Raw genomic sequence first — 21,493 nt, forward strand, 5'->3', positions numbered from 1 at the left:
AAAGTGATCAAAGCCCTGCTGCCAATGCTATTGATATCCGGCCTCGCCAGCGCAGCCGAATGCGGCCCGGATAAGCTGAACACCGAGCGCACCATCACCCTCAAGCGCGAAGGCGTGGCCTACGGCGCACACCAGCACACCGCCCTGCCGCTGGCCGACAAGGAAGTCGTCCTCACATTCGACGACGGCCCATCGCAGGAGAACACGCCGCTGGTGCTCAAGGCCCTGGCCGACCAATGCACCAAAGCCACCTTCTTCCTGATCGGCGAACATATCACCCAGCAACCGGAGCTGGCGCGCCGCCTGATCCGCGAAGGCCACTCCACCGGCATCCACAGCAACACCCACCCTCACCTCGCATCGCTGCCGGTCGAACAGCAGCTGGACGACCTGGCGCGCAGCCGCGCAGCCTACCAAGCCGTCTTTGGCGTCGAGACGCCAGCCTACCGCTTCCCCTTCCTCGAAGAGACGCCCGCCATGCTGGCCGCGCTCAAGCAAGCCAACATCACCGTCGCCTCGATTGACCTCGGCATCAATGACTGGATACCGGAAGACACCACCGACATCCTCGCCAGGCGACTGACGGAAAGCCTAGACAAGGCAGGACGCGGCATCATCCTGATGCACGATGCGAACGGCCCCACCGCCAAGGCCCTGCCAACACTGCTCAAGGTCCTCAAGGACAAGGGCTACAAAGTGGTCCACCTGGAATGGGAGAAGGCCAAATGAACTGGGAGCCTGAATTTGCCGCGCTGCGCGACATCGTCAGCAGCTGCGGGCTGGAAGAAACCGTCAAGTGGGGCCAGCCCTGCTTCACACTCGACGGCCGTAATGTAGTGCTGATTCACGGCTTCAAGGAATACTGCGCGCTGCTGTTCTTCAAAGGCGCGATCATGCAAGACCCGAAGAACATCCTGGTGCGGCAGACAGAAAATGTGCAAGCCGCGCGCCAGATCCGCTTCAGTGGCATCGACGACATCAAGCGCCTGGAGAAAACCCTCAAGGCCTACGTCAAGGACGCCATGGCGCTGGAACAATCCGGCGCCAAGGTGGAGATGAAGAAGACGGCCGAATTCTCCTTCCCGGAAGAGCTGGAGCGCAAGATGGACCAGATCCCCGCCTTGCGCACCGCCTTCGAACAGCTGACGCCCGGCCGCCAGCGCGCCTACCTGCTGCACTTTTCGTCTGCCAAGCAATCCAAAACGCGCGAGTCCCGCATCGAAAAATGCGCACCGCGCATCCTGGACGGCAAAGGACTAGACGACTAATTCAGGTTTTCGCCGAAAAAGCGCACCACCGAGGCATTAAATGTCTGGTGAAACGCGGCCCGGTCGAAGCCTGCCGCGCTCTGGCAAATTGGCGGTGCGATCTTCGCCAACGCATCGCTGCACGGCGCCAGAAAATCGAAGTGCCCAGCGTTGGGCACGACGTGATAGTCCGGCGCCACGGGAAGCGCCTGCCGCACCGCTTCCGCGTAGCGCGGATGCGGCAATACCACATCGTCTTCGGCGCGCCAGAGCTGCACCGGTATCCGCACGTTATTCAGGCCGTCCGGGGATAGCGTAAAGCCAAGCGCCGGCGCGGCCACCACGGCGGCCCTGATGCGCTTATCCCATACATCCCGCTGATCGGGCGCCGCGATGCTGTCGCCTGCCTTCGCCATCAACTGGCAAGCGAAATCGGACGGGTGGAGGCGACACATGGGCGCCATCCTGGCGAAATCCGGCTTTCCGCCTATGTTGACGAGCGTGGTGAAACCGCCGGCGGAGAATCCAAACATGCCAATGCGACCAGCATCGATAACACCACCTCCGCCCCAACTGGTGCGCATGTAATCGATGACCCGGCTGATCTGCACCGGCCGGTCCATGATGTATGTGGCGCGACGTTGGTCGGCGTAGTTATCGCCGCCGTGCGTCACCGCCGCAACGACATAGCCGGCATCTGCAAGGGCGATGGCTGTGTCATGGTGATCCAGCATCGAGCCGCCGGTGCCGTGGGATATCACAATCATGGGCAATGCACTTCCGTCGATTGGCGCCTCCGGTGCCACCGGCATGATCGTAGTTCCCATTGTAAACGGCCTGGTCGCGGCCTGGCTGGGATACCAGATGCCGACCGCCAGCGGTTTGCCATTCGGGTCGGCAGCAAATGCGCGCTGAAATCCAGCGGCTTGCGCGCCAACGGCGCACAGCGCCAGAAATGTCAGCAGGATCGGTTTGAGCTTGAACATCGTTGAATAACCAGAGAAGCGTTAAAGCACCAATTCTCTGGTTATCCAACGATGGCCGGGTGCGCGTGCGACGAAGCGCACCTTGTCTTCGCCAGATGCGTTGGCGAGGCGCGAAGTGCGGCCTCGAAGTGCTGCCTCGAAGTTCTACCTACTTCTTGCCCATGATGACGTCCAACATCTGCTTCTGGACTACAGGCTTGGAGTTGGCTGGGAAGCCGCTGATGCTGGCTTTGCCGTTGACGCTGCCGAGGATGAAACCCGGCGTACCGTGAATGCGCAGCATGCCAGCGATGTCGGTGCTGGTTTCAACGCTCTTGCGCGGATCGCAGTTCGCGGTATCGACCTTGGCCACCTTGTAGTTTGGATTGGTCATCAGCTCACGCCATGCTGCGCCGGGATTCGGGCCGCACCAAACATTGCGCACGAGGTTGACGTTTTCCGGGCTTTTCACCAGCGCGGTCGGCAGAATGTGCACCGTGGCGTTGTACTCCTGATTGTACTTTTTGAGCACGGCGTCGAAGTCGCGGCAGTGCGCGCAGTCCAGCGCATCCAGTACCACGACCACGCGGCGCGTCGGATCACCGATCTTGTAGCTCATATCCAGATCTAGCGGCAGCTTGCTCAGGATCAGCTGCTTGTCCAGCTGGAGCTGGGCCGGGTCGCCCTTGACCAGCGCCAGTTCCTGTCCCTTTACCTCGTGCCAGCCGCTGGCCTGGATAACGTAATCCAGGCCGTCGTGCACGTAGAACAGCGTCTTGTCGCTTGCCGGATCGACCGCCTTGTACATGTCCGCTACTGCAGTCGCGCGCAGCACCGTCGACGACAGCGTCGTGCCGCCTATCTTATAAGTCTTTAATGCCGGGGATTTTTAACCAGCTCCTGAGTCTCCACCAGTCCGGCATGTGCCAGCGCCATCGTGAAACTGAGTGAAGCCAATAATGCGGCGTAGCGAAACTGCAAATCGTTCTCCTTTGATGCAATAACAATATCGACCGCAACAATACAATGATCGACGCAGCAGCGCAAATGACAGCGCTGCCTACCGTGCGAGCCATACACGCCATCCGGGCCAATAACGCGCGATGCCGGCTTTTAATCTGCGTCGGGGGCATTAATGACCCAAGCCATTTTCTGCAATTGGATGTGAGGATGGCTTTCCAGCGGCTCCCATTGCGGCAGGAAGGTGAAGCCTTGTCTTCGATAGAAGGCTGCGGCACGGGCGTTTTCCGGGGATACGTCGAGCAGGATGCGCGAGTGCTTGTGCGCGACAGCATGCGCTTTCACCGCATCGACCAGGCGCGCCGCTGTCGGTGTGCCGCGCAGCGATGGCGCCACCCACATTGCGATCAAATTCAACGCGCCTTCTGCCACTGGAAGGTGGGCGACAATGCCGGCTGCCGCAGCGCCGTCGAAGGCCAGGATGTAGCGCGCAGGGCCGCGACCTGCGGCGCGGTCGCGCCACGCCTGATCGGTGTAGGCGGCCGCGGAAGCGTGCGTCACGCCGAATGCCGTCGGCGCGTCCAGCAACGCCGCCAGGCGCACCTGCTTCAATTGCTGCCAGTCGTCTTCGGTGATGTAGCGGATATCAATCATTTGGCCTTTTCCTTGAGTCGCTTGCGAACGGCGCGGGTGGCCGCCGGCTCATATCGACTGATCGACCAGGCCGCAGTGGCCGCTGCGGTGACAGGCTTCAGCGTCATGCTTCGCTCCGGGCGAGGTATTCGCCTATCTCGCGCTGCATCAGGCCGGGGGTGGCGATTTCGCGGCCAGCCATGGCGCGCAGTTCTTCATTCTCGATGCCGGCTAGCGCAGCTGCCTGCAGGGACTGTGCATCGGCTTCGCGCCCAAGGCCCCGGTGTGCTGCCATCAGCAAGCTGACACTGTTGACGAAGTTATGCAGTTCGGCCCATGTGCGCGGCGGCTGGCCGCGTAACGGATAAAGCGGCGCCGCGCGCGCCTGCGCATTCAGGCTGTCAAGATCCGTCAGCGGGTCGCCAAGATAGCTCTCGGCCCGCGTGTAGTCGCCAACGTCCACCATCGCCGGCAGCACGCGGAAGACGTGGCGACGCGCCTCTTCGGGCGCAACGTCCAGCAGCTGGATGAAAGTGTCGTAGCTTGAACGGCTGTCCTTCAAATTCGCATTCATATCGAGGATCACGTCCAGGCGTGATAGCGGCCATGTCTGATCCTGCGCGCCGAAGATGAATTCGCCGGCCAACAGGCGCGCGCGCTGTTCGTCGCGCACACGCATCATGGCGTCACGCGCCGGTGCGTAGCCGACATCGATCAGCCGCTCCCACGTGTACGTCACCATGAAGTCCAGTCTCGGCCCGCCAAGCCCCGAGGCCGCACTCTCGAACGATTCGAGGATCAGCCACAGCGCCTGGTCGTAGCGCCCTGCGGTGTACGCATCATCGATGTCCGTCATTTGAAGGCTTCGATGACGACCTTGGCTACCTCTCCATGGATATCGCCGCGCGCCTTGTCGTCCTTGTTCGGCTGCGTGAGGTAGACCGACAACACAACCGGTGGCCTGGAAGGCGGCCAGATGATGCCGATATCGTTCACCGTGCCGTAATCGCCGGCGCCGGTCTTGTCGGCCACCGTCCAGCCGGACGGCACGCCAGCGCGGATGCGCAACGCGCCGGTGGTGTTCCCGATCATCCAGTCCTTCAGCTGGCGGCGCTGCGCGGCCGGCAGGCTCTCGCCCAGCACCAGCTTGTGCAGCGAACGCGCCATCGCCAGCGGCGTGGTGGTGTCGCGGGCATCGCCGGGAATAGCGGAATTAAGCTCGGTCTCCCAGCGCTCCAGCCGGAACTCATGGTCGCCGATGGATCGCGCAAACGCCGTCACGGCAGCCGGGCCGCCGATCTGCTTCATCAACAGGTTGGCGGCGGCGTTGTCGCTGTATTGCAGCGTGGCCTCGCACAGTTCGGAGACTGTCATGCCCTCGCTCACGTGCCGGCCCGTCACCGGCGAATGGGCCACCAGGTCGGCCTTGTCGTACTGGATACGCTTCTTCATCAGCGCCGGATCGCGCGACAGCATCGCCGCCGCCAGCATCATCTTGAAGGTGCTGCACAAGGGGAAGCGCTCGTCGGCGCGATGCAGCACCAGCCGGCCGTCGGCCGTGTTCAGCGCCGCCACGCCAAGCCGGCCGCCGGAGTCCTTCTCCAGCCGCGCCAGCAGCGCGGTCGAGGACAAGGTAGCGTTGGCGGGCGCCTGATCCAGCAGGTCTGCCGCCCGCGCGAGCGGCGCGCTGGCCAGCGCCAGCATCAGCGCGCGGCGGGTTGTGAAATTACTCATCAAGCCAAGTATCACAGTTAAGAAAAAATAAACATAACACAGCCTTGGCGAAAAAGCCAATGCAAAGGCGCAGCTCAAGCGCGCGCCGCAATCCACGGTGACGGTAGACTCGCTGCATGGCTACTCAAGTGCTCATCGTCGGCGCCGGCCCCACCGGCCTGGTACTTGCCATTGCGCTGGCAAGACGGGGCGTTTCTGTGCGCATCATCGACAAAAACAGCGGGCCGGGACTGGCTTCGCGCGCCATGGCGGTCCATGCGCGCACGCTGGAGTTCTACCGCCAGCTGGGCTTCGCCGACGTGGTCATCAACCAGGGCATCAGGATCGAGGCGATCCACCTGCGCGAACACGGCGAAGGCATCGCCGCGCTGCCGCTCAAGGACATGGGCGCCGGCCTCAGTCCCTACCCTTTCGTGCTGGCCTATCCGCAGGATGACCACGAGCGCCTGCTCACCGCCCAGTTGCAGGCCGAGGGCGTGGCCGTGGAATGGAATACCGAACTGGAATCGTTCACGCAGGACGAATGGGGCGTGCGCGCGGTGCTGGACACGGCCGGCGAGCGCCGCGCATGCAGCGCCGTCTACCTGTGCGGCTGCGACGGCGCCCGCAGCCGTGTGCGCGAATCGCTGAAACTCGAATTCACCGGCGGCACCTACCAGCACCTGTACTACGTGGCCGACGTGCAGACGGCCGGCCCGCCCAACCAGGACTTGGTCGCTCACCTGGGCGCCAACACCTTCGCGCTGATGCTGCCGGTACGCTCGCGCGGCATGCAGCGGCTGATCGGCATCCTGCCGGACGACGCGCAAAGCCAGCCGCCCACCTTTGAGACAGTGCGCCCGGTGCTGGAACCGCTGCTGGGCGTCACGGTGGAGCAGGTGAACTGGTTCTCCACCTACCGCGTGCACCACCGCGTGGCGTCGCGCTTCCGCATCGATCGCTGCTTCCTGGCCGGCGACGCCGCCCATATCCACAGCCCGGCCGGAGGCCAGGGCATGAACACCGGCATCGGCGACGCCATCAACCTGGCATGGAAGCTGGCGCACGTGCTGCAAGGCCGCGCCGACGCCGCACTGCTCGACACCTACGAGGCCGAACGCATCACCTTCGCGCGCAAGCTGGTCACCACCACCGACCGCGCTTTCCAGCTGATCGTCTCGCAGGGCAGCGGCGGACAGCTGTTGCGCAACTGGCTGGTGCCGCATGTGCTACCGGTGCTGGGCGGCTTCGCGGGCGCGCGCCGCACGCTGTTCAAAACGCTGTCGCAAATAATGCTCCATTATCCCGACAGCGCCCTGAGCGCCGGCCGCGCCGGGGAGGTAATCGGCGGCGACAGGCTGCCGTGGGTGCCGGACAACTTCACCGCGCTGCAAACGCTGGACTGGCAGTTGCATGTCTACGGCAAACCCAGTCCGCTGCTGGCCGCCGCCGCGCACGCGCTGCGCCTGCCGCTGCGCGCCTTCCCGTGGAGCGCGGCGGCGGAACATGCGGGCTTGCTGGAAGACGCGGCGTATCTGGTGCGGCCAGACATGCACATCGCCCTCGCCCTGCCGCGCCAGGAGGTGGACGTGCTGCAGGAGCTGGCCACGCGCTTCCAGCTGCGATTCAGCCGCGATAGCTAAAAGGCATTGACATCGCGTCGCCGGGCGAGCTAAGGTCAGCGTCGCGCTGATTCTTCACCTTACCTACTCAAGGATGCCATGACCCACTCCCGCCGCGATTTCCTTTTGGCCGCCCTCTCCGCAACCGCCGCCGGCACGCTGCCCAACCTGGCCTGGGCCGGCGACGCCGATGCGGGCTTCAACCAACTGCTGGCCGACATCGCGGAAGAAGTGCTGGTGCTGTCACCGACCGGCGCCACCGGCCTGGGTCTGGACAAGGATCAGCGCGCGGGCCTGAAATCGCGGCTGGAAGACGTTTCACCCGCCGGCGACGCCCAATGGGCGGCGCTGGTCAAGTCGATCGACACGCGCCTGCGCGCCATCGACCGCAAGGCGCTCAGCGCCGACGCGCAAACCCGCTACGACACCATCGCCTACGCCGCCGAATCGGGCCGCCAGGGCCTGCGCTTCCCGTTCGGCGGCGCCGCCAGCGGCTTCTTCGGCGGCACCGCGCCCTTCCCTGTCACGCAGCAGGACGGCGCCATCACCCGCATTCCGGAGTTCCTCGACTCGCAACACCAGATCGCCAACGCCGCCGACGCCGAGGCCTATCTCGCCCGCCTGCAAGCGCTGTCCACGGTGCTGGACCAGGAAACCGCCCGCATCGCCGAGCAAGCCGGCAAAGGCATCGCGCCGCCGGACTTCATTTGCAAGACAGCGCTGGGCCAGTTGCAGGACTTCCGCAAGACCCCAGCTGCCGGGCAAAAGCTGGTCATCTCGATCACCGAGCGCACCAAAAAGCTCAAGCTCGCCGGCGACTGGCACGCGCGCGCACTGAAACTGGTGGAAGGTTCCGTCTATCCGGCGCTGGAACGCCAGATCGCCGCCTTCGGCAAGGCCGCCGCCAAAGCCACCAGCGTGGCCGGCGTGCACCGCCTGCCCGACGGCGCCGCCTATTACGAGTGGGCGCTGCGCCTCGGCACCTCGACCACCCACAGCGCGCAGGAGATCCACGCCGTCGGCCTGGAACAGAACCAGCAGCTGCAATCGCGCATCGACGCCATCCTGAAAAACAGGGCATCGGCAACGGCACCGTGGGCCAGCGCCTGCTGGCCTTGTCGAAAGACCCGGCGCGCTTCTACGCCGACAACGACAAGGGCCGCGAAGAGCTGATCGCCTACTGCAACGACCGCGTGGCGGCCGTGCGCAAGCTGATGCCGCAGATTTCGCACCTGGACCTGAAGGTGCCGCTGCAGATCAAGCGCGTGCCGGTCGATATCGAAGCCGGCGCGCCGCTGGGCTATATGAACTTCGCCGCGCTCGACGGTTCGCGCCCGGCCATCTACTACATCAACCTGAAATCGACCACGCTGTGGCCGAAGTCGGAAATCGCCACGCTGACCGCGCACGAAGGCCTGCCGGGCCACGCCTGGCAAGGCGCCTACCTGGCCGAGCGCCACGGCGAGCTGCCGCTGATTTCCTCGCTGATCGGCTTTAACGCCTTCATCGAAGGCTGGGCGCTGTACGCCGAGCAGCTGGTCGACGAATTCGGCCTGTACGTCAACGATCCGTTCAGCCAGATCGGCTATCTGCAGGCGCAGCAATTCCGCGCCTGCCGCCTGGTGGTGGACACCGGCATGCACGCGATGAAGTGGACGCGCGAACAGGCGATCCGCTACCTGGTCGAGAATACCGGCCGTGGCGAGCAGGCCATGACCAGCGAAATCGACCGCTACACCGTGTCGCCGGGCCAGGCCTGCGGCTACAAGATGGGCCACAACGAAATCATCCGCCAGCGCGAGCGCGCCAAGCAGGCGCTCGGTGGAAAATTCGACCTGGCCGGTTTCAACGACGCGCTGGTGCAAAGCTGCGGCGTGCCGCTGACGGTGCTGCCGAGCGTCATCGACCGCTACATCGTCAAACAACAACAGAAGGCATAAAAACCTTTTGACGGCCGATGGTTTTCTTGTAAGCTTGTTTGTCCATTATGAAAACCATCGCCATCATCGGCGGCGGCGTCACCGGCGTGACCACCGCCTATGCCCTCGCTAAGCGCGGCTTCGCCGTCACCGTGCTCGAACGCCATCGCTATGCGGCGATGGAAACCTCCTATGCCAACGGCGGGCAGCTGTCGGCCTCCAACGCTGAAGTGTGGAACCACCGCTCGACCATCGGCAAGGCGCTGCAATGGCTGCTGCGCGGCGACGCGCCGCTGCTGGTGCACCTGCATCCGACCTGGCACAAGCTGTCGTGGTTCGCTGAATTCATCGGCGCCATGCCGCACTATCACGACAACACCATCGCGCTGGCGCGCATGGCCGTCGGCGCGCGCGCGCACCTGTTCCAGTGGGCGGCCGAGGAAGGCATCGAGTTCGACCTGCAACAGCGCGGCATCCTGCACCTGCACCGCGACCGCGAGGAATTCGACCACGCCGTCACCGTCAGCAAGCTGCTGGCGCGCGCCGGCGTGCCGCGCCGCGCCGTGACGCCGGACGAGATGCGCGCCATCGAGCCGGCGCTGCAAGGCGACTACTACGGCGGCCACTACACCGAAAGCGACAGCAGCGGCGACATCCACAAATTCACCACCGGCCTGGCGCAGGCGGCGCAGCGCCACGGCGCGCAGCTGCGCTACAACCAGCAGGTGGTGCAGCTGCGCGCCGGCAGCGGCGGCGTCGATGTCACCGTGCTGCAAGGCGACGGCGCCGACACCAGCCGCTACGACGCGGTGGTGATCTGCGCCGGCGCCGCCAGCCGCGACCTGGCGGCGCAACTGGGCGACAACGTCAATGTCTATCCGGTCAAGGGCTACTCGGTCACGCTGCAGCTGGACGACGCGGCCAGCCGCGCGGCCGCGCCCAACGTCAGCCTGGTCGACGACACCGTCAAGCTGGTATGCAGCCGCCTCGGCGCGGACCGGCTGCGCGTGGCCGGCACGGCCGAGTTCCACGGCCAGAACCGCGACATCCGCGCCGACCGCATCGCGCCGCTCACCGCGTGGGTGCAGCAGAACTTCCCGGACATCAGCACGCGCAATATCACACCGTGGGCGGGATTGCGGCCGATGATGCCGGACCTGATGCCGCGCGTCGGCCCCGGCAAGGCGCCGGGTGTGTTCTACAACACCGGCCACGGCCACCTCGGCTGGACCTTGTCGGCCGCCACCGCGGAAAGCGTGGCCAGCGCCATCGCCGCCGGCCACGACGCCCCGCAAACGCCGGCCGCCGCGCCGCTGGAACAGGTTAAGGCACAGCCGTCAGCCTAGCCAGACGCGCGCTGGCGTTGGCATTCTTCGGGTTGAGTTCCAGCGAGCGGCGGTAGCTCGCAATGGCGGCTGCGGTGTCGTGTTTGTTATCGAACGCTTCGCCGAGGCTGTCGAACAGGTTGAAGCTGTCCGGGTACAGGCCGGTGCCGAACTGGAACATGGCGATGGCGTCATCCAGTCCGCCTTTTCTTTCCATCAGCGCGTAGCCCCACGTATTGATGTCCATTTCGGACAGCACGAAGGTGGAATCGCGTGCCTGCAATTCGCGGTAGAGGCCGGCGGCCTGGTCGAAGCCCTTCAGCCGCAGCGCTTCGGCGAAGCCTTCGCGGGTCGGCAGCGGGCCAGCCTGCGCGGCGGTGCGCTGGATCGTCGCCATGTGGCGCGGCACGCCATTGTCGGCCGGCTTGCGGTCGAGGAAGGCGCGGGCAGAGGCCTGCTGTTTCACGGTCGCGTTGAGGAATTCCAGCACATAGCGCACGGTCCAGTGATAGGCCTGTTCCACCTCGGCGCGGGAATACTCGTCGAAATAGCCGGGGCGCTGGATGCGCAAGGCTGCCGCCGAAAAATCGACGTGCTGCATCGGATACATCACCATCTGATAAACGTCCGCGTGTTTCAACACATTCAAGAGGCTGAACGAGGTGTCGATACCCTGACGGGCCAGTTCGGACACGATGCTCGGCCGGCGCTGGATGTAAAGCCAGGGCACGGTGACACGATACGGCGAGATGCGCTTCGTATATTCCGGCTCGCGCGTGCCGTCAAAGCTGACCAGTGCGCGGATGCGGCTATCGCGCTCGGCCGCGAACACATTGGCCATGCCGCCCCAGCTCCAGCCGGCGACCGCCAGGCGGCTGACGTCCGCGTACGGCAAACCCTGCGCGTAAGCGATCAGGAACTGGATGTCGCGCATTTGCGCATCGATGCCGTCCAGGTTGATGTCCATCATCAGCGTGCGGGTGCCGAGGTTGCGGCTGGCGATGACCACGTAGCCATGGCTGGCCAGGTATTCACCGAGATCGGCCTGGTCATGGCCGCTGCCGCCAACACCCGGCGCGTAAATGACGACCGGATATTTGCCGGCCAGCGCGGCGGCGTCGCGCCGGGCCCACATGCGCTGGCCGAGGACCTGCGCGGCTTGCGCGGCGCCGATGCGTTGTGCCACGTCCTTGCGGGCGGCGGCGAGGGCGGCATCAAGCTCGGCCGGGCTGCGCGAAAAATCATCTTCGCTGGCTTCGGTGCGTACGTAATCGGCGTAGGTGACGGCCGGTCCCTGGGCGCGCGCCGGATACCAGATCTGCGTCTGGATCGGCCGGGCGCGCTCGCCGCGTGTCGGTTCGCCGCTGACGAGGTCGGCCTCGCCCTTGTAGGTGCGCGCGTAATCGTATTGCTGGACCAGCTTCCAGCCGACCGCCAGCGGACCGCGTTGCAGGCCGGCGAAGCCGGTGGCGGGAACCGCCTCCTGTGCCGAGGCGAGGACAGTAAACGAGGTTAAGAATGAAGCTAACAGGACACGAATCATGAGGAAAATATCACCCAGCTTTGACGGATGCATTAAAAAATGCCAGCATAGCAATGCGATGACAGGAAAGTAAGCTGTAATTTCCTACAGATGATCCGGCATCCGAAAGCGATATATTTAATGCATCCACACAATCGGTGGCAACAGGGCTGGCAAGAACACCTGGCAAACGTGCAGACGGAGGCAGAGCTGGGCGCCGTGCTGGGACAAGCGGCCAGGCAACTGGGCTTTGAATCGTATGCCATCGGGATGCGTCTGCCGCTGCCGCTGTCGAATCCGAAGATCATCACCCTGAACGACTACGCGCCGGCATGGCGCGAGCGCTACGCGGCAGCGCGCTATCTCGGCGTCGATCCGACCGTCGCGCATGCGCTCGTATCGACCCGGCCGGTGCTGTGGTCGGACCAGGTGTTCGCCAGAGCCCAGGATTTCTGGGATGACGCCCATGGCCACGGCCTGCGCATCGGCTGGGCACAGCCAGCCTGCTGACGCTGGCGCGTTCGCACGACGCCACCTCAGCGGCGGAACTGAGCGACAAGGCGCCGCAAGTGGCCTGGCTGGCGCAGGCAAGCCATGAAACCCTGGCCAGGATGCTGGCGACACGGCCCGGCAGCCCCGCCGCGATCAAGCTCACCGCGCGCGAAACGGAGGTGCTGCGCTGGGCCGGCGACGGCAAGACCGCCGCCGAAACAGCGGATATCCTGGGCGTTGCCGAACGCACGGTGATCTTCCACATCGATAACGCGCTGCGCCGCTTGGGCGCGGCGAACAAGACCGCCGGCGTCCTCAAGGCCGCCCTGCTGCGTTTGCTGTAGCAGTAACGCGCCGAGGTGTGCGACCGCACCTACTTAAGTCTTGGCTAACTTTCACTTTCTTGAAATTGGCGTAAACTATCTCCATCTGAGGCCTGTCTTCACTAGGAGGTATGACATGACGGCTAAATCAATTGCACGTATTACATTGCTGGCCAGCGCGCTTGCGCTGTCGGCCCCGGTATTTGCCGCCGAGCCCTCCGTCCAGGAGGTCTACGCTGCGGCCAGCGCAGGCAAGTACAGCGAAGCGCAGAGCATGCTCGATCAGGTGATCGCTGCGCACCCGAAGAGCGGCACCGCGTATTTCGTACAGGCTGAGTTGCAGGCCAAGCAGGGCCAGTTCGAGGCCGCGCGCGCCTCGCTGGCCAAGGCGGAACAACTGACGCCCGGCCTGCCGAAGGTGAAGCCCGAGGCGCTCACCAAGCTGCGCACGCTGCTGGACGAAGGCAGCAAAACCTACGCCCAGAAGCCGGCGCGCGGCAACGGCTATGAAAGCGGCGGTTACGCCAGGGAGCCCGAAGCCAAGGGCTTTTCCTTCGGCGGCATCCTGATCATTGGCCTGGGCCTGGCCGGCTTCATCTGGCTGGCGACCCGCTTCATGCAGCGCCGCCAACAGCAACAGGCGGTCAATGATCCGTACAACCAGTACAATCCGGGCGCGCAGCAACCGGGCTATGCGCCGGGCGGCTATCCGCAGCAGCAAGGCGTGAATCAGCCGGGCTGGGGCCAGCAAGGTTATCCGCAGCAGCAGGGCTACGGCCAGCCGGGCTACCCGCAACAGCAGCAACCGGGCATGGGCTCGCGCATCATGGGCGGCCTGGCGACCGGCGCGGCGGTTGGCGCGGGCTTTGTGGCGGCCGGGGCGATCGCGCGCCAGTTCACCGGCAACCATAACGAGGCCAACGCGGCTTCGCACGACCAGCCGCGCAACGATATCGTCTACGACGACCCGTCCTCGCGCGATGAGCTGCTGCGCCGCGACGACATGGGCGGCAACGACTTCGGCGTCAGCGGCGGCTGGGATGACGGCGGTGGCGGGGGTGGCGACAGCGGTGGCGGCGACTGGGATTGACGGCTTGGCCTAAGACGGCGGCTCAGCGCCCTGCTCCACCAGCCTCCTCCTCACGGGGCGCGGCGCTCGCCCGCCCCGGCAGCTTCCATCGCCAGGTCCCAGTAAGCGGGACTGCCAAAATATTCCTTTAAATGCCGTATCAGCAGTTGTGCCTTGCCCTGGTTTGAACGCCCGGGCATGTGCACCGCATGGATCGCCGGTTCGTTCGGATCGCGGCGCGGCGCCGGATCGCGCTCGATCGGCAGCATCGGGAACACCGGCACCAACTGGCCGGAGACGATGGCGTCGCTGGCCAGCCAGTTCGCCATGTGGACGATGCCGGCGCCGGCGATGGCCGCATGCAGCAGCGAGTCGGTGTCGTCGCAACGCAGATTGCCCTTCACCGGCAAGGGCTGGTAGTCGTTGACGCCCTGGAAGCGCCACCAGCCGCGCGGCGGCACCCGGCCGTTGACCGTCAAGCATTGATGGTTGAGCAGGTCCTCCGGCGACTTCGGCCAGCCATGCCGTTCCAGGTACGCCGGGCTGGCGCTGACCACGCGGTTCATGCCGGCCAGGTGCGTCGCCACCAGGTCGCTGGCCGGCAGCACGCCGGCGCGCACCGCCACGTCCACCCGCCGCGCCGACAAGTCCACCACATCGTCGCTGACGTGCAGGTCGATTTCGATCAGCGGATGGCGTTGCAGGAAGGAGGCGATGGCCGGCGCCACGTGCAGGCGGCCGAAGGCGGCCGGCGCCGTCACGGTCAGCAGGCCGCGCGGTTCGGTGTCCAGTTCCTGCACCGCGCTGCGGCCTTCGGCCAGCTCGGCCAGAATATTGCGGGCGCGCGGCAAAACCGTTCGCCGGCGTCGGTCACCAACACCTGGCGTGAGCTGCGCAAGAGTAACCGCGCGCCCAGCTCGTCCTCCAGCGCGTTGATCTTGCGCGAGACTGAAGAGACGGCCATTTCCAGCTGCACCGCCGCTTTCGACAGACTGCTCAACTCGGCCACAGTCACAAAGCACTTCAAACCATCAATCACAAGCATCCCTATCTTTGCGTTTTCAGCAAATTGCCTTTGCCTTTTTCAATATTGTGCCATTTTTTGCAAAGATGCATACTGTGTTTATTGGAAATTGTTAAGGAATAATAATATGAAATTCACACCGATCTTCGCCGCCCTCGCGCTAGCCGCTGCTATCACCGCGCCAACTGTCGCTGTTGCCGCCGCACCGCTGGCCGGCACCAACGCGCCGGGCTTCCACCGCGTGATGCTGGGCGAGTTTGAAGTCACCGCCGTCAGCGACGGCACCGTCGACCTGCCGTTCGACAAGCTGCTGCACCAGCCGGCCGACGCCACCAGGAAGGCGCTGGCGCGCAACTACCAGTCGGTGCCGACCGAGGCCTCGGTCAACGCCTTCTTGGTCAACACCGGCGGCAAGCTGATTCTGGTGGACACCGGCGCCGGCGGCCTGTTCGGCCCGACGCTGGGCAAGCTGGTGGCCAATATCAAGGCGTCCGGCTACCAGCCGGAGCAGATCGATGAGATCTACCTGACGCACCTGCACCCGGACCACGTGGGCGGCCTGGCCACCGATAGCAAGATCGTCTTCCCCAACGCCATCATCCGCGCCGACCAGCGCGATACCGATTTCTGGCTGAGCCAGGCCAACCTCGATAAAGCGCCGGCCGACAACAAGGGCTTCTTCCAGGGCGCCATCGCCTCGCTGTCGCCATACGCCGCCGCCCAGCACCTGAAGCCGTTCAGCGGCGACACCGAGCTGGCGCCGGGCGTGCGCGCCACGTCCAGCTACGGCCACACGCCGGGCCACACCATCTACACCTTCGAGAGCAAGGGCCAGAAACTGGTGCTGGTCGGTGACCTGATCCACGTGGCGGCCGTGCAGCTGCAGCATCCGGGCGTGACCATCGGCTTCGACAGCGACGCCAAGGCGGCCGCCGCCTCGCGCGCCAGGGTGTTCCAGGCGCTGGCCAAGGAAGGCGCGCTGGTTGGCGCCGCCCACCTGTCCTTCCCCGGCCTCGGCCACCTGCGCGTGGACGGCAAGGGTTACGACTGGCTGCCGGTCGCCTATTCGCAGCTGCGCCAACCAGCCGCCAAATAAGCATCGGTCAGCACCGTGTCAGCAACTTCTGTAAAATTAGCCGCATGAATATCAGCAACTCCCCCGCCCTATTTCCGTGCTCGTCGTCGACGATCACCCCTTGCTGCGCGCTGGCCTGGCCGAGGCCATTTCCAGCCAGAGCGATATGTGCGTGGTCGGAGAAGCCAGCAACGGCCGCGAGGCCGTGGACGCCTACGGGCGTTTGCGGCCCGATGTCACCATCATGGATATCGCCATGCCGGAACTGGATGGCGTCGGCGCGCTGCACGAAATCCGCCGCGAGCATCAGAACGCGCGCGTGGTCATGCTCACCACCTACAAGGGCGATGCGCAGATCCTGCGCGCCGTGCAAGGCGGCGCCGCCGGTTTCCTGTTGAAGAGTACCTTGCGCAAGGATTTGCTGGACACGGTGCGCGGCGTCCACCTCGGGCAGCGCCGCATCCCGCCGGAGATCGCGATGGAACTGGCCCAGCACATGGGCCAGGGACCGTTAAGCACGCGCGAGATGGAAGTGTTGAATCATGCGGCGAGTGGACATTCCAATCGCCGCATCGCGGAGCGCCTGTCGATTTCCGAGGAAACCGTCAAGGCCCACATGAAGAACGTGCTGGCCAAACTGGCCGCGAACGATCGCACCCACGCGGTGACGATCGCCCTGAAGCGCGGGATTATTTCGATTTAATCCTTGGCCGACATGGCCAGCCACACCAGCAGCACGCACGGCAGCAGCAGGCCGTGGAAACCGGTGTAGATAAAGGCGACGCCGCCCAGCATGCAGCCGGCGGCAAACGCCAGCACCGGCCAGGTCAGCTTTTTGCAGCGGCCGATGGCTTCCGGATCGCCCCGCATCGAATCGACCGCCTCGATCACCAGCGTGGTGACGTTGCCGGTCATGACGGTGGTGGCGGCGGTTTTACCCAGCAACAGCTTGCCGTAGCAGTTCTGCACCGCCATCGCGCCGGCGCACAGCATGCCGGTCAACAGCGTCAGCGGCGCCGAAGCTTCCACCACCGGCGCCGCGTGCCATGCACACACCACCGTCGCCAGCATCATGAACAGCTGGAACAGGAAGCTGTTGCGCAGCACCTTGCTGCCATTGCGCTCCCAGCGCACGATCGCCAGCCGCGCCAGCGCGACGAACAGAATAAACACCGGGAACACCATCAGCTTGATGGCGATCGATTGCGACGGCTCGATCAGCGCACGGCCGATCAGCACGAAGTTGCCCGTCACGTGCGCCGTGAAGAGGCCGAACAGGCCGACAAAGCCCAGCGTGTCGACGTAGCCGGCCAGGAAGCCCAGCGCTACGCCTTGTTTGATATTACCGCGTTCCATTACTACCTTTCTGAAGATCGAGCCAGGCCACCAGCAGGAAGGCGCCGGTCAGGCCAAGGTGCTCAAAAAACTATTCGCCGCCATGAAGCGTTCCTGCCCGCCCATTTCCCAGAAGCGGTTGGCGACGAAGGTGGCCATCAGCGTAAACACGCCGAGGAAGCCGGCGCCCAGCCAGCGATAATAGCCGGTCAGGATAGCCACCGAGGCGCCCAGTTCCAGCGCGACCACCAGCGCCGCCAACGGCGCCGCCGGCGCCAGGCCGAAATGCTGCATCTCGGCGATGGCCGAGTTGAAGTCGGTCAGCTTGTTGATGCCGCCCTGGAGATAGGCGGCACACAGCAGCAGCAGACATACGCGGCCGATCCATGGGGATGCTAATAATTGCCGAGTCATTAAAACTCCTATTGTTGCCCACGTCGTCGTTCCCGCGAAGGCGGGAACCCATGCTCACCATGGGTTCCCGCCTGCGCGGGAACGACGAGAGTTATTAAACTGCCCAGCAGGCGCAACCGAGCGCGCCCCAGAACGACTTGAGATCCGACACCGGCGCCTTGCTGCCCCAAGAGTTGGCGTGCTGGTGGCCGTGCACATTGCAGTTATTGGCGCAGCCGCAGGCGGCCGCCTGCTTCTCGCGTTCCCGCTTCTGCGCCAGCTGGCGTTTTTCCAGCTCCTTCAGCGCCGCGCGGCTAGTGCCTTGCTTCTCGCCCCAGCCGGCATAGCCGCCGAAACGGCGCACCGGCGACCAATCCGGCATGGCCGGCGGCGGCGGCAGGTCATGGCTGGCAAAGGCGCCGGCCGCGTAAACCACTTTGCCGCCAACCACGGTCAGCTCGGAACTCAGGTCCCAGATCTCGCTCTCGGCGCAGGCGAAGAAATCCTTGTCCGGCACGATCATATCGGCCAGCTGGCCCACTTCGATGCGGCCCTTCTTGCCTTCCTCGTTGGAGAACCAGGTGGTGTTCTCGGTCCACATGCGCAGCGCGGTTTCGCGGTCCAGGCAGTTGGCGCGCGGGTACAGCTGCGCGCCGCTGACGGTTTTACCGGTGATCATCCAGGCCAGCGATACCCACGGGTTGTACGAGGCAACGCGGGTGGCGTCCGTGCCGGCCGAGGTTTTCACGCCCGATTCCAGTATCTTCTTGATCGGCGGCGTGGCTTCGGCGGCGCCGTGGCCATAACGCTCGATGAAGTATTCGCCCTGATAAGCCATGCGGTGCTGCACGGCGACGCCGCCGCCCAGCGCGGCGATACGGTCGATCGACTGGTCCGAAATGGTTTCGGCGTGGTCGAAGAACCAGTTCAGGCCCGCCAGCGGGATATCCTGGTTGACGCGCTCGAACACGTCCAGCGCGCGGCTGATGGTTTCGTCGTAGGTGGCGTGCATGCGCCACGGCCACCGGTTCTGCGCCAGCACACGCACCACGCCTTCCAGGTCATCTTCCATATTCGGCGGCATATCCGGGCGCGGCTCGCGGAAGTCCTCGAAGTCGGCCGCCGAGAAGGTCAGCATTTCGCCGGCGCCGTTGTGGCGGAAGTAGTCGTCGCCCTGCTGGTACTTGACGCTCTGCGTCCAGTTGATGAAGTCTTCCTTCTCCTGCTTCGGCTTTTGCGTGAACAGGTTGTAGGCCAGGCGCACGGTCAGCTGCTTTTCGTCCGACAGCTGCTGGATCACCTGGTAGTCTTCCGGGTAGTTCTGGAAGCCGCCGCCGGCGTCGATCACGCCGGTGATGCCCAGGCGATTGAGTTCGCGCATGAAGTGGCGGGTCGAGTTGACCTGGTATTCCAGCGGCAGTTTCGGGCCTTTCGCCAGCGTCGAGTACAGGATGGCCGCATTCGGCTTGGCCAGCAGCAGGCCGGTCGGATTGCCCGAGCCGTCGCGCAGGATCTGGCCGCCCGGTGGTTCCGGCGTGTCCTTGGTGTAGCCGACGGCGCGCAGCGCGGCGCCGTTCAGCAATGCGCGGTCGTACAGGTGCAGGATGAACACCGGCGTGTCAGGCGCCACCGCGTTCAGTTCCTCGATGGTCGGCAGGCGCTTCTCGGCAAACTGGTGTTCGGTGAAGCCGCCGACCACGCGCACCCATTGCGGCGCCGGCGTGATGGCCACTTGCGCCTTCAGCATGGCCATGGCGTCGGCCAGCGAGCGCACGCCATCCCAGCGCAGCTCCAGGTTGAAATTCAGGCCGCCGCGAATGATGTGGCAGTGGTTGTCGATCAGGCCTGGCAGCACGCGCTTGCCGTGCAGGTCGATGATCCGGGTGCCGGCGCCGGCGAGCGCCATCACTTCGTTGGCGCGGCCGACGGCGATGAACTTGCCATCCTTGATGGCCACCGCTTCGGCGGTCGGATTGCTGCGGTCCAGCGTGGTGAACAGGCCGCGATGCAGGATCAGGTCGGGAGTTTGGTTCGCTTGGGTCATTTAGGAGCTCCGGGTTTCATCGGTTTTCTGTGCGCTCGGCAGTTGGCCGAAGCAATGCGGCTTGACGTGGTCTTCGATCCACGACACTTTCGGCGCTTCCGGCTGCCACAACTGGCGCAGCAGCGGCGGCAGCTGCTCGCCGATCAGCATGCCGAGCAGGCCAACCAGCGCGATCACCGGCGGCGCCGGCGAACGCACGTTGAGGAAGCCGTAGATCAGGCCAACCAGCAGGCCGACGGCGATCGAGACGATATACATTTTCATGATTTAGCGTTACTCCAGTAGTTAAATCGTGGCCACAGTGTAGTGACGCGGCGGGCTTTTCACATCACCGGTATTGATTGATTCATCCCCTCCCTTTTGGGAGGGGCGGCGTGATTACTGGTTCACGCCGCAGGCGTGCAGGTCGAGGATGCCGCGCTCGATGGCCAGCCGCACCGCGTGGGTGCGGTCGCTGGCGTTCAGTTTGGCGAGGATGCTCTTCATATGCACCTTGACGGTTTCCTCCGAAATCGCCAGGTGCATGCCGATGCGCTTATTGCTCTGGCCTCCGGCCGCCAGTTGCAGCACTTCGACTTCGCGCTTGCTCAGCGCCCCGGCGTGCCAATGCTCTGCAATGCCGCTGGCCACCGCCTGCGGAATGCTGCGCCGGCCCTCGTGCACACTGCGGATGGTGGCCAGCAGCTCCTTGCGCAGCATGCTCTTGAGCAGATAGCCGGCGGCGCCGGCGTCGATGGCGCGCTGCGCCAGCACATCGCCCTCGTACGTGGTCAGCACCACGATGCGGGCGTCGGGGAACTCCTTGCGGATGGTCAGCGTGGCGTCGATGCCGTTCATATCGGGCATCTGGATATCCATCAGCGTGACGTCGGGCTGCAGGCGGCGATAGGCCTCGACAGCCTGCACGCCGTTGGTGGCCTCTTCCAACAGCAGCATATCTGTTTCGTCGGCGATCACGCTGGCTATGCCCTCGCGGAACATCGGATGGTCGTCGACGCTCAGGATGGTGATGGGCGGGGAAGTTATGGGCATCTCGGGATTAAGGTTCGGGCATCCAACGGTAATAATGACATAAGCGCAAGTGCTTTCCTATACCTCTATTTGGGTAGGCGCCCCCTCCCGGATCGGGGCGTGGCAAAAATGGCAGCGGACATTAATCTTTCACATCATTGACATAGGAGAGCGACATGCGAGATACCAACGACGCTGCCCCACAAGGCAATCAAGTGAAAGTACTGATCGCGCACGCCGACGTTATTGTCAGCGCCGGCCTGGCCGCGCTGCTCGGCGCGCAACATGACATGCAAGTGACCGCCATTGAAGGCGACCCGCTCGAATACAGCGGCGCCGACGTGATCATCCTCGATCACCGCAAAGGGCTGGAACACATGCGCCGGGCCGCCGCCGCGCACCACGGCGAAGGCCAGCCGCGCGTGCTGATCGTCACCCAGCTGGAGCGCGAGTGGGAGGTGCGCACGGCGATGATGGCCGGCGTGCACGGCTACCTGCTGCAAAACTCCGACACCGAGCAACTGCTGACGGCCGTCCGCTCGCTGAGCCGCGGCATCCGCTACCTCAGCGCGGAACTGAGCCGCTGCGTGGCCGACAGCTTCACCCGCATCGGCCTGACCAGCCGCGAGACCGACGTGCTGCAACTGCTGGCGCAGGGCCAGTGCAACAAGTCGATCGCGCGGGAACTCGGCATCGGCGTCGGCACGGTGAAGACCCATGTCAAAGGCCTTTTCGACAAGCTTGGCGCTACGGCACGCACGCACGCGGTGGTGCTGGCCACGCGCCGCGGCCTGGTGAGCGAACATTACTCGCACTAGCAT

At 64.6% G+C, this 21,493-nt stretch carries 22 protein-coding genes and 2 pseudogenes; 11 read left to right on the plus strand and 13 right to left on the minus strand.

The features are described 5' to 3' along the window. Positions 1–3: 3 nt before the first annotated feature. Together ACRQ5J_RS18575 and ACRQ5J_RS18580 are read left to right on the plus strand one after the other, a co-directional pair. A complete protein-coding gene (locus ACRQ5J_RS18575; RefSeq protein WP_432378763.1) occupies positions 4–729 on the plus strand; it encodes a polysaccharide deacetylase family protein in 726 nt (241 codons plus the stop codon). Then, positions 726–1,268, plus strand: coding sequence for a YdeI/OmpD-associated family protein (locus ACRQ5J_RS18580; protein WP_432378765.1), 543 nt, complete (start codon positions 726–728; stop codon positions 1,266–1,268). Before ACRQ5J_RS18575 ends, ACRQ5J_RS18580 begins: the two co-directional genes overlap by 4 nt. Here the strand turns inward: ACRQ5J_RS18580 and ACRQ5J_RS18585 are convergent. The 5 genes from ACRQ5J_RS18585 to bla all read right to left on the minus strand — a co-directional run bounded on the left by ACRQ5J_RS18585 (position 1,265) and on the right by bla (position 5,539). Further along, a complete protein-coding gene (locus tag ACRQ5J_RS18585; protein ID WP_432378767.1) occupies positions 1,265–2,233 on the minus strand; it encodes an alpha/beta hydrolase family protein in 969 nt (322 codons plus the stop codon). The genes ACRQ5J_RS18580 and ACRQ5J_RS18585 overlap by 4 nt on opposite strands. A gap of 148 nt (positions 2,234–2,381) precedes the next feature. After that, entirely contained in the window at positions 2,382–3,047 is a 666-nt protein-coding gene (locus tag ACRQ5J_RS18590; RefSeq protein WP_432378769.1) for a thioredoxin fold domain-containing protein, read from the minus strand. Positions 3,048–3,325: 278 nt separating this feature from the next. Further along, complete coding sequence (locus ACRQ5J_RS18595; protein ID WP_432378771.1) at positions 3,326–3,826, minus strand: GNAT family N-acetyltransferase; 501 nt, start codon at positions 3,824–3,826, stop codon at positions 3,326–3,328. A gap of 103 nt (positions 3,827–3,929) precedes the next feature. After that, positions 3,930–4,661 (minus strand): hypothetical protein, encoded by a 732-nt coding sequence (locus tag ACRQ5J_RS18600; protein ID WP_432378773.1) that lies wholly within the window; start codon positions 4,659–4,661, stop codon positions 3,930–3,932. After that, positions 4,658–5,539, minus strand: coding sequence for a class A beta-lactamase (gene bla, locus ACRQ5J_RS18605; RefSeq protein WP_432378775.1), 882 nt, complete (start codon positions 5,537–5,539; stop codon positions 4,658–4,660). The genes ACRQ5J_RS18600 and bla overlap by 4 nt, the downstream gene beginning before the upstream one ends. Before the next feature lie 116 nt (positions 5,540–5,655). Here bla and ACRQ5J_RS18610 point away from each other — a divergent pair, with 116 nt between their 5' ends. The 3 genes and pseudogenes from ACRQ5J_RS18610 to ACRQ5J_RS18620 all read left to right on the plus strand — a co-directional run bounded on the left by ACRQ5J_RS18610 (position 5,656) and on the right by ACRQ5J_RS18620 (position 10,405). Then, positions 5,656–7,161: an FAD-dependent monooxygenase gene (locus tag ACRQ5J_RS18610; protein ID WP_432378777.1), complete on the plus strand. Its 1,506-nt coding sequence runs from the start codon at positions 5,656–5,658 to the stop codon at positions 7,159–7,161. 78 nt (positions 7,162–7,239) lie between these two features. Beyond that, positions 7,240–9,080, plus strand: a pseudogene (locus tag ACRQ5J_RS18615) (DUF885 domain-containing protein). 47 nt (positions 9,081–9,127) lie between these two features. Then, on the plus strand, positions 9,128–10,405 hold the full coding sequence (locus ACRQ5J_RS18620; RefSeq protein ID WP_432378778.1) for a D-amino acid dehydrogenase: 1,278 nt from the start codon (positions 9,128–9,130) through the stop codon (positions 10,403–10,405). Here ACRQ5J_RS18620 and ACRQ5J_RS18625 read toward each other — a convergent pair. Beyond that, positions 10,383–11,927 (minus strand): dienelactone hydrolase family protein, encoded by a 1,545-nt coding sequence (locus ACRQ5J_RS18625; RefSeq protein ID WP_432378780.1) that lies wholly within the window; start codon positions 11,925–11,927, stop codon positions 10,383–10,385. The two genes, ACRQ5J_RS18620 and ACRQ5J_RS18625, sit on opposite strands and share 23 nt — an antisense overlap. 171 nt (positions 11,928–12,098) lie before the next feature. Here ACRQ5J_RS18625 and ACRQ5J_RS18630 point away from each other — a divergent pair, with 171 nt between their 5' ends. The 3 genes from ACRQ5J_RS18630 to ACRQ5J_RS18640 all read left to right on the plus strand — a co-directional run bounded on the left by ACRQ5J_RS18630 (position 12,099) and on the right by ACRQ5J_RS18640 (position 13,811). Further along, a complete protein-coding gene (locus ACRQ5J_RS18630; RefSeq protein WP_432378782.1) occupies positions 12,099–12,416 on the plus strand; it encodes an autoinducer binding domain-containing protein in 318 nt (105 codons plus the stop codon). A 59-nt stretch (positions 12,417–12,475) separates the two neighbouring features. Continuing rightward, entirely contained in the window at positions 12,476–12,742 is a 267-nt protein-coding gene (locus ACRQ5J_RS18635) for a helix-turn-helix domain-containing protein (RefSeq protein WP_432378784.1), read from the plus strand. A 115-nt stretch (positions 12,743–12,857) separates the two neighbouring features. Then, positions 12,858–13,811 carry a tetratricopeptide repeat protein gene (locus tag ACRQ5J_RS18640; protein ID WP_432378786.1) on the plus strand — a complete coding sequence of 318 codons (954 nt, stop codon included), beginning with the start codon at positions 12,858–12,860 and terminating at the stop codon, positions 13,809–13,811. A 50-nt stretch (positions 13,812–13,861) separates the two neighbouring features. On the opposite strand, the gene ACRQ5J_RS18645 is transcribed toward ACRQ5J_RS18640, so the two are convergent. Further along, positions 13,862–14,641, minus strand: a complete 780-nt coding sequence (locus tag ACRQ5J_RS18645; RefSeq protein ID WP_432378788.1) for a substrate binding domain-containing protein — start codon at positions 14,639–14,641, stop codon at positions 13,862–13,864. Continuing rightward, entirely contained in the window at positions 14,554–14,835 is a 282-nt protein-coding gene (locus tag ACRQ5J_RS18650; protein ID WP_432378790.1) for a LysR family transcriptional regulator, read from the minus strand. The genes ACRQ5J_RS18645 and ACRQ5J_RS18650 overlap by 88 nt, the downstream gene beginning before the upstream one ends. Before the next feature lie 106 nt (positions 14,836–14,941). Here ACRQ5J_RS18650 and ACRQ5J_RS18655 point away from each other — a divergent pair, with 106 nt between their 5' ends. Both ACRQ5J_RS18655 and ACRQ5J_RS18660 read left to right on the plus strand, forming a co-directional pair. Beyond that, entirely contained in the window at positions 14,942–15,910 is a 969-nt protein-coding gene (locus ACRQ5J_RS18655) for an MBL fold metallo-hydrolase (protein ID WP_432378792.1), read from the plus strand. 70 nt (positions 15,911–15,980) lie between these two features. Beyond that, complete coding sequence (locus ACRQ5J_RS18660; protein WP_432383684.1) at positions 15,981–16,592, plus strand: response regulator; 612 nt, start codon at positions 15,981–15,983, stop codon at positions 16,590–16,592. Here ACRQ5J_RS18660 and ACRQ5J_RS18665 read toward each other — a convergent pair. The 5 genes and pseudogenes from ACRQ5J_RS18665 to ACRQ5J_RS18685 form a co-directional block, all read right to left on the minus strand. Further along, the gene (locus ACRQ5J_RS18665) at positions 16,589–17,245 is read right to left on the minus strand and encodes a YoaK family protein (protein WP_432378794.1); all 657 of its coding nucleotides are present in this window, start codon (positions 17,243–17,245) and stop codon (positions 16,589–16,591) included. The genes ACRQ5J_RS18660 and ACRQ5J_RS18665 overlap by 4 nt on opposite strands. Continuing rightward, positions 17,232–17,638, minus strand: a pseudogene (locus ACRQ5J_RS18670) (DoxX family protein). Before ACRQ5J_RS18670 ends, ACRQ5J_RS18665 begins: the two are co-directional and overlap by 14 nt. Before the next feature lie 94 nt (positions 17,639–17,732). Continuing rightward, on the minus strand, positions 17,733–19,661 hold the full coding sequence (locus ACRQ5J_RS18675) for an amidohydrolase (RefSeq protein ID WP_432378796.1): 1,929 nt from the start codon (positions 19,659–19,661) through the stop codon (positions 17,733–17,735). Next, positions 19,662–19,925 carry a XapX domain-containing protein gene (locus ACRQ5J_RS18680; RefSeq protein WP_432378798.1) on the minus strand — a complete coding sequence of 88 codons (264 nt, stop codon included), beginning with the start codon at positions 19,923–19,925 and terminating at the stop codon, positions 19,662–19,664. Positions 19,926–20,039: 114 nt separating this feature from the next. Further along, on the minus strand, positions 20,040–20,693 hold the full coding sequence (locus ACRQ5J_RS18685) for a response regulator (protein ID WP_432378799.1): 654 nt from the start codon (positions 20,691–20,693) through the stop codon (positions 20,040–20,042). Positions 20,694–20,887: 194 nt separating this feature from the next. On the opposite strand from ACRQ5J_RS18685, the gene ACRQ5J_RS18690 reads away from it, so the two are divergent. Continuing rightward, positions 20,888–21,490, plus strand: coding sequence for a LuxR C-terminal-related transcriptional regulator (locus tag ACRQ5J_RS18690; RefSeq protein WP_432378800.1), 603 nt, complete (start codon positions 20,888–20,890; stop codon positions 21,488–21,490). Positions 21,491–21,493: the final 3 nt, after the last annotated feature.

Origin of the sequence: Duganella sp. P38 (genome assembly GCF_050859475.1) — a bacterium.
GTDB lineage: Bacteria > Pseudomonadota > Gammaproteobacteria > Burkholderiales > Burkholderiaceae_D > Rugamonas.

Bases quoted from the DNA above. Each gene is read 5' to 3' on its own strand.
- ACRQ5J_RS18610 (WP_432378777.1), top strand. From the start codon at position 5,656: ATGGCTACTCAAGTGCTCATCGTCGGCGCCGGCCCCACCGGCCTGGTA.
- ACRQ5J_RS18675 (WP_432378796.1), bottom strand. From the start codon at position 19,661: ATGACCCAAGCGAACCAAACTCCCGACCTGATCCTGCATCGCGGCCTG.
- ACRQ5J_RS18625 (WP_432378780.1), bottom strand. From the start codon at position 11,927: ATGATTCGTGTCCTGTTAGCTTCATTCTTAACCTCGTTTACTGTCCTC.
- ACRQ5J_RS18595 (WP_432378771.1), bottom strand. From the start codon at position 3,826: ATGATTGATATCCGCTACATCACCGAAGACGACTGGCAGCAATTGAAG.
- ACRQ5J_RS18650 (WP_432378790.1), bottom strand. From the start codon at position 14,835: ATGCTTGTGATTGATGGTTTGAAGTGCTTTGTGACTGTGGCCGAGTTG.
- ACRQ5J_RS18620 (WP_432378778.1), top strand. From the start codon at position 9,128: ATGAAAACCATCGCCATCATCGGCGGCGGCGTCACCGGCGTGACCACC.
- ACRQ5J_RS18580 (WP_432378765.1), top strand. From the start codon at position 726: ATGAACTGGGAGCCTGAATTTGCCGCGCTGCGCGACATCGTCAGCAGC.
- ACRQ5J_RS18640 (WP_432378786.1), top strand. From the start codon at position 12,858: ATGACGGCTAAATCAATTGCACGTATTACATTGCTGGCCAGCGCGCTT.
- ACRQ5J_RS18665 (WP_432378794.1), bottom strand. From the start codon at position 17,245: ATGGAACGCGGTAATATCAAACAAGGCGTAGCGCTGGGCTTCCTGGCC.
- ACRQ5J_RS18600 (WP_432378773.1), bottom strand. From the start codon at position 4,661: ATGACGGACATCGATGATGCGTACACCGCAGGGCGCTACGACCAGGCG.
- ACRQ5J_RS18685 (WP_432378799.1), bottom strand. From the start codon at position 20,693: ATGCCCATAACTTCCCCGCCCATCACCATCCTGAGCGTCGACGACCAT.
- bla (WP_432378775.1), bottom strand. From the start codon at position 5,539: ATGAGTAATTTCACAACCCGCCGCGCGCTGATGCTGGCGCTGGCCAGC.
- ACRQ5J_RS18680 (WP_432378798.1), bottom strand. From the start codon at position 19,925: ATGAAAATGTATATCGTCTCGATCGCCGTCGGCCTGCTGGTTGGCCTG.
- ACRQ5J_RS18655 (WP_432378792.1), top strand. From the start codon at position 14,942: ATGAAATTCACACCGATCTTCGCCGCCCTCGCGCTAGCCGCTGCTATC.
- ACRQ5J_RS18585 (WP_432378767.1), bottom strand. From the start codon at position 2,233: ATGTTCAAGCTCAAACCGATCCTGCTGACATTTCTGGCGCTGTGCGCC.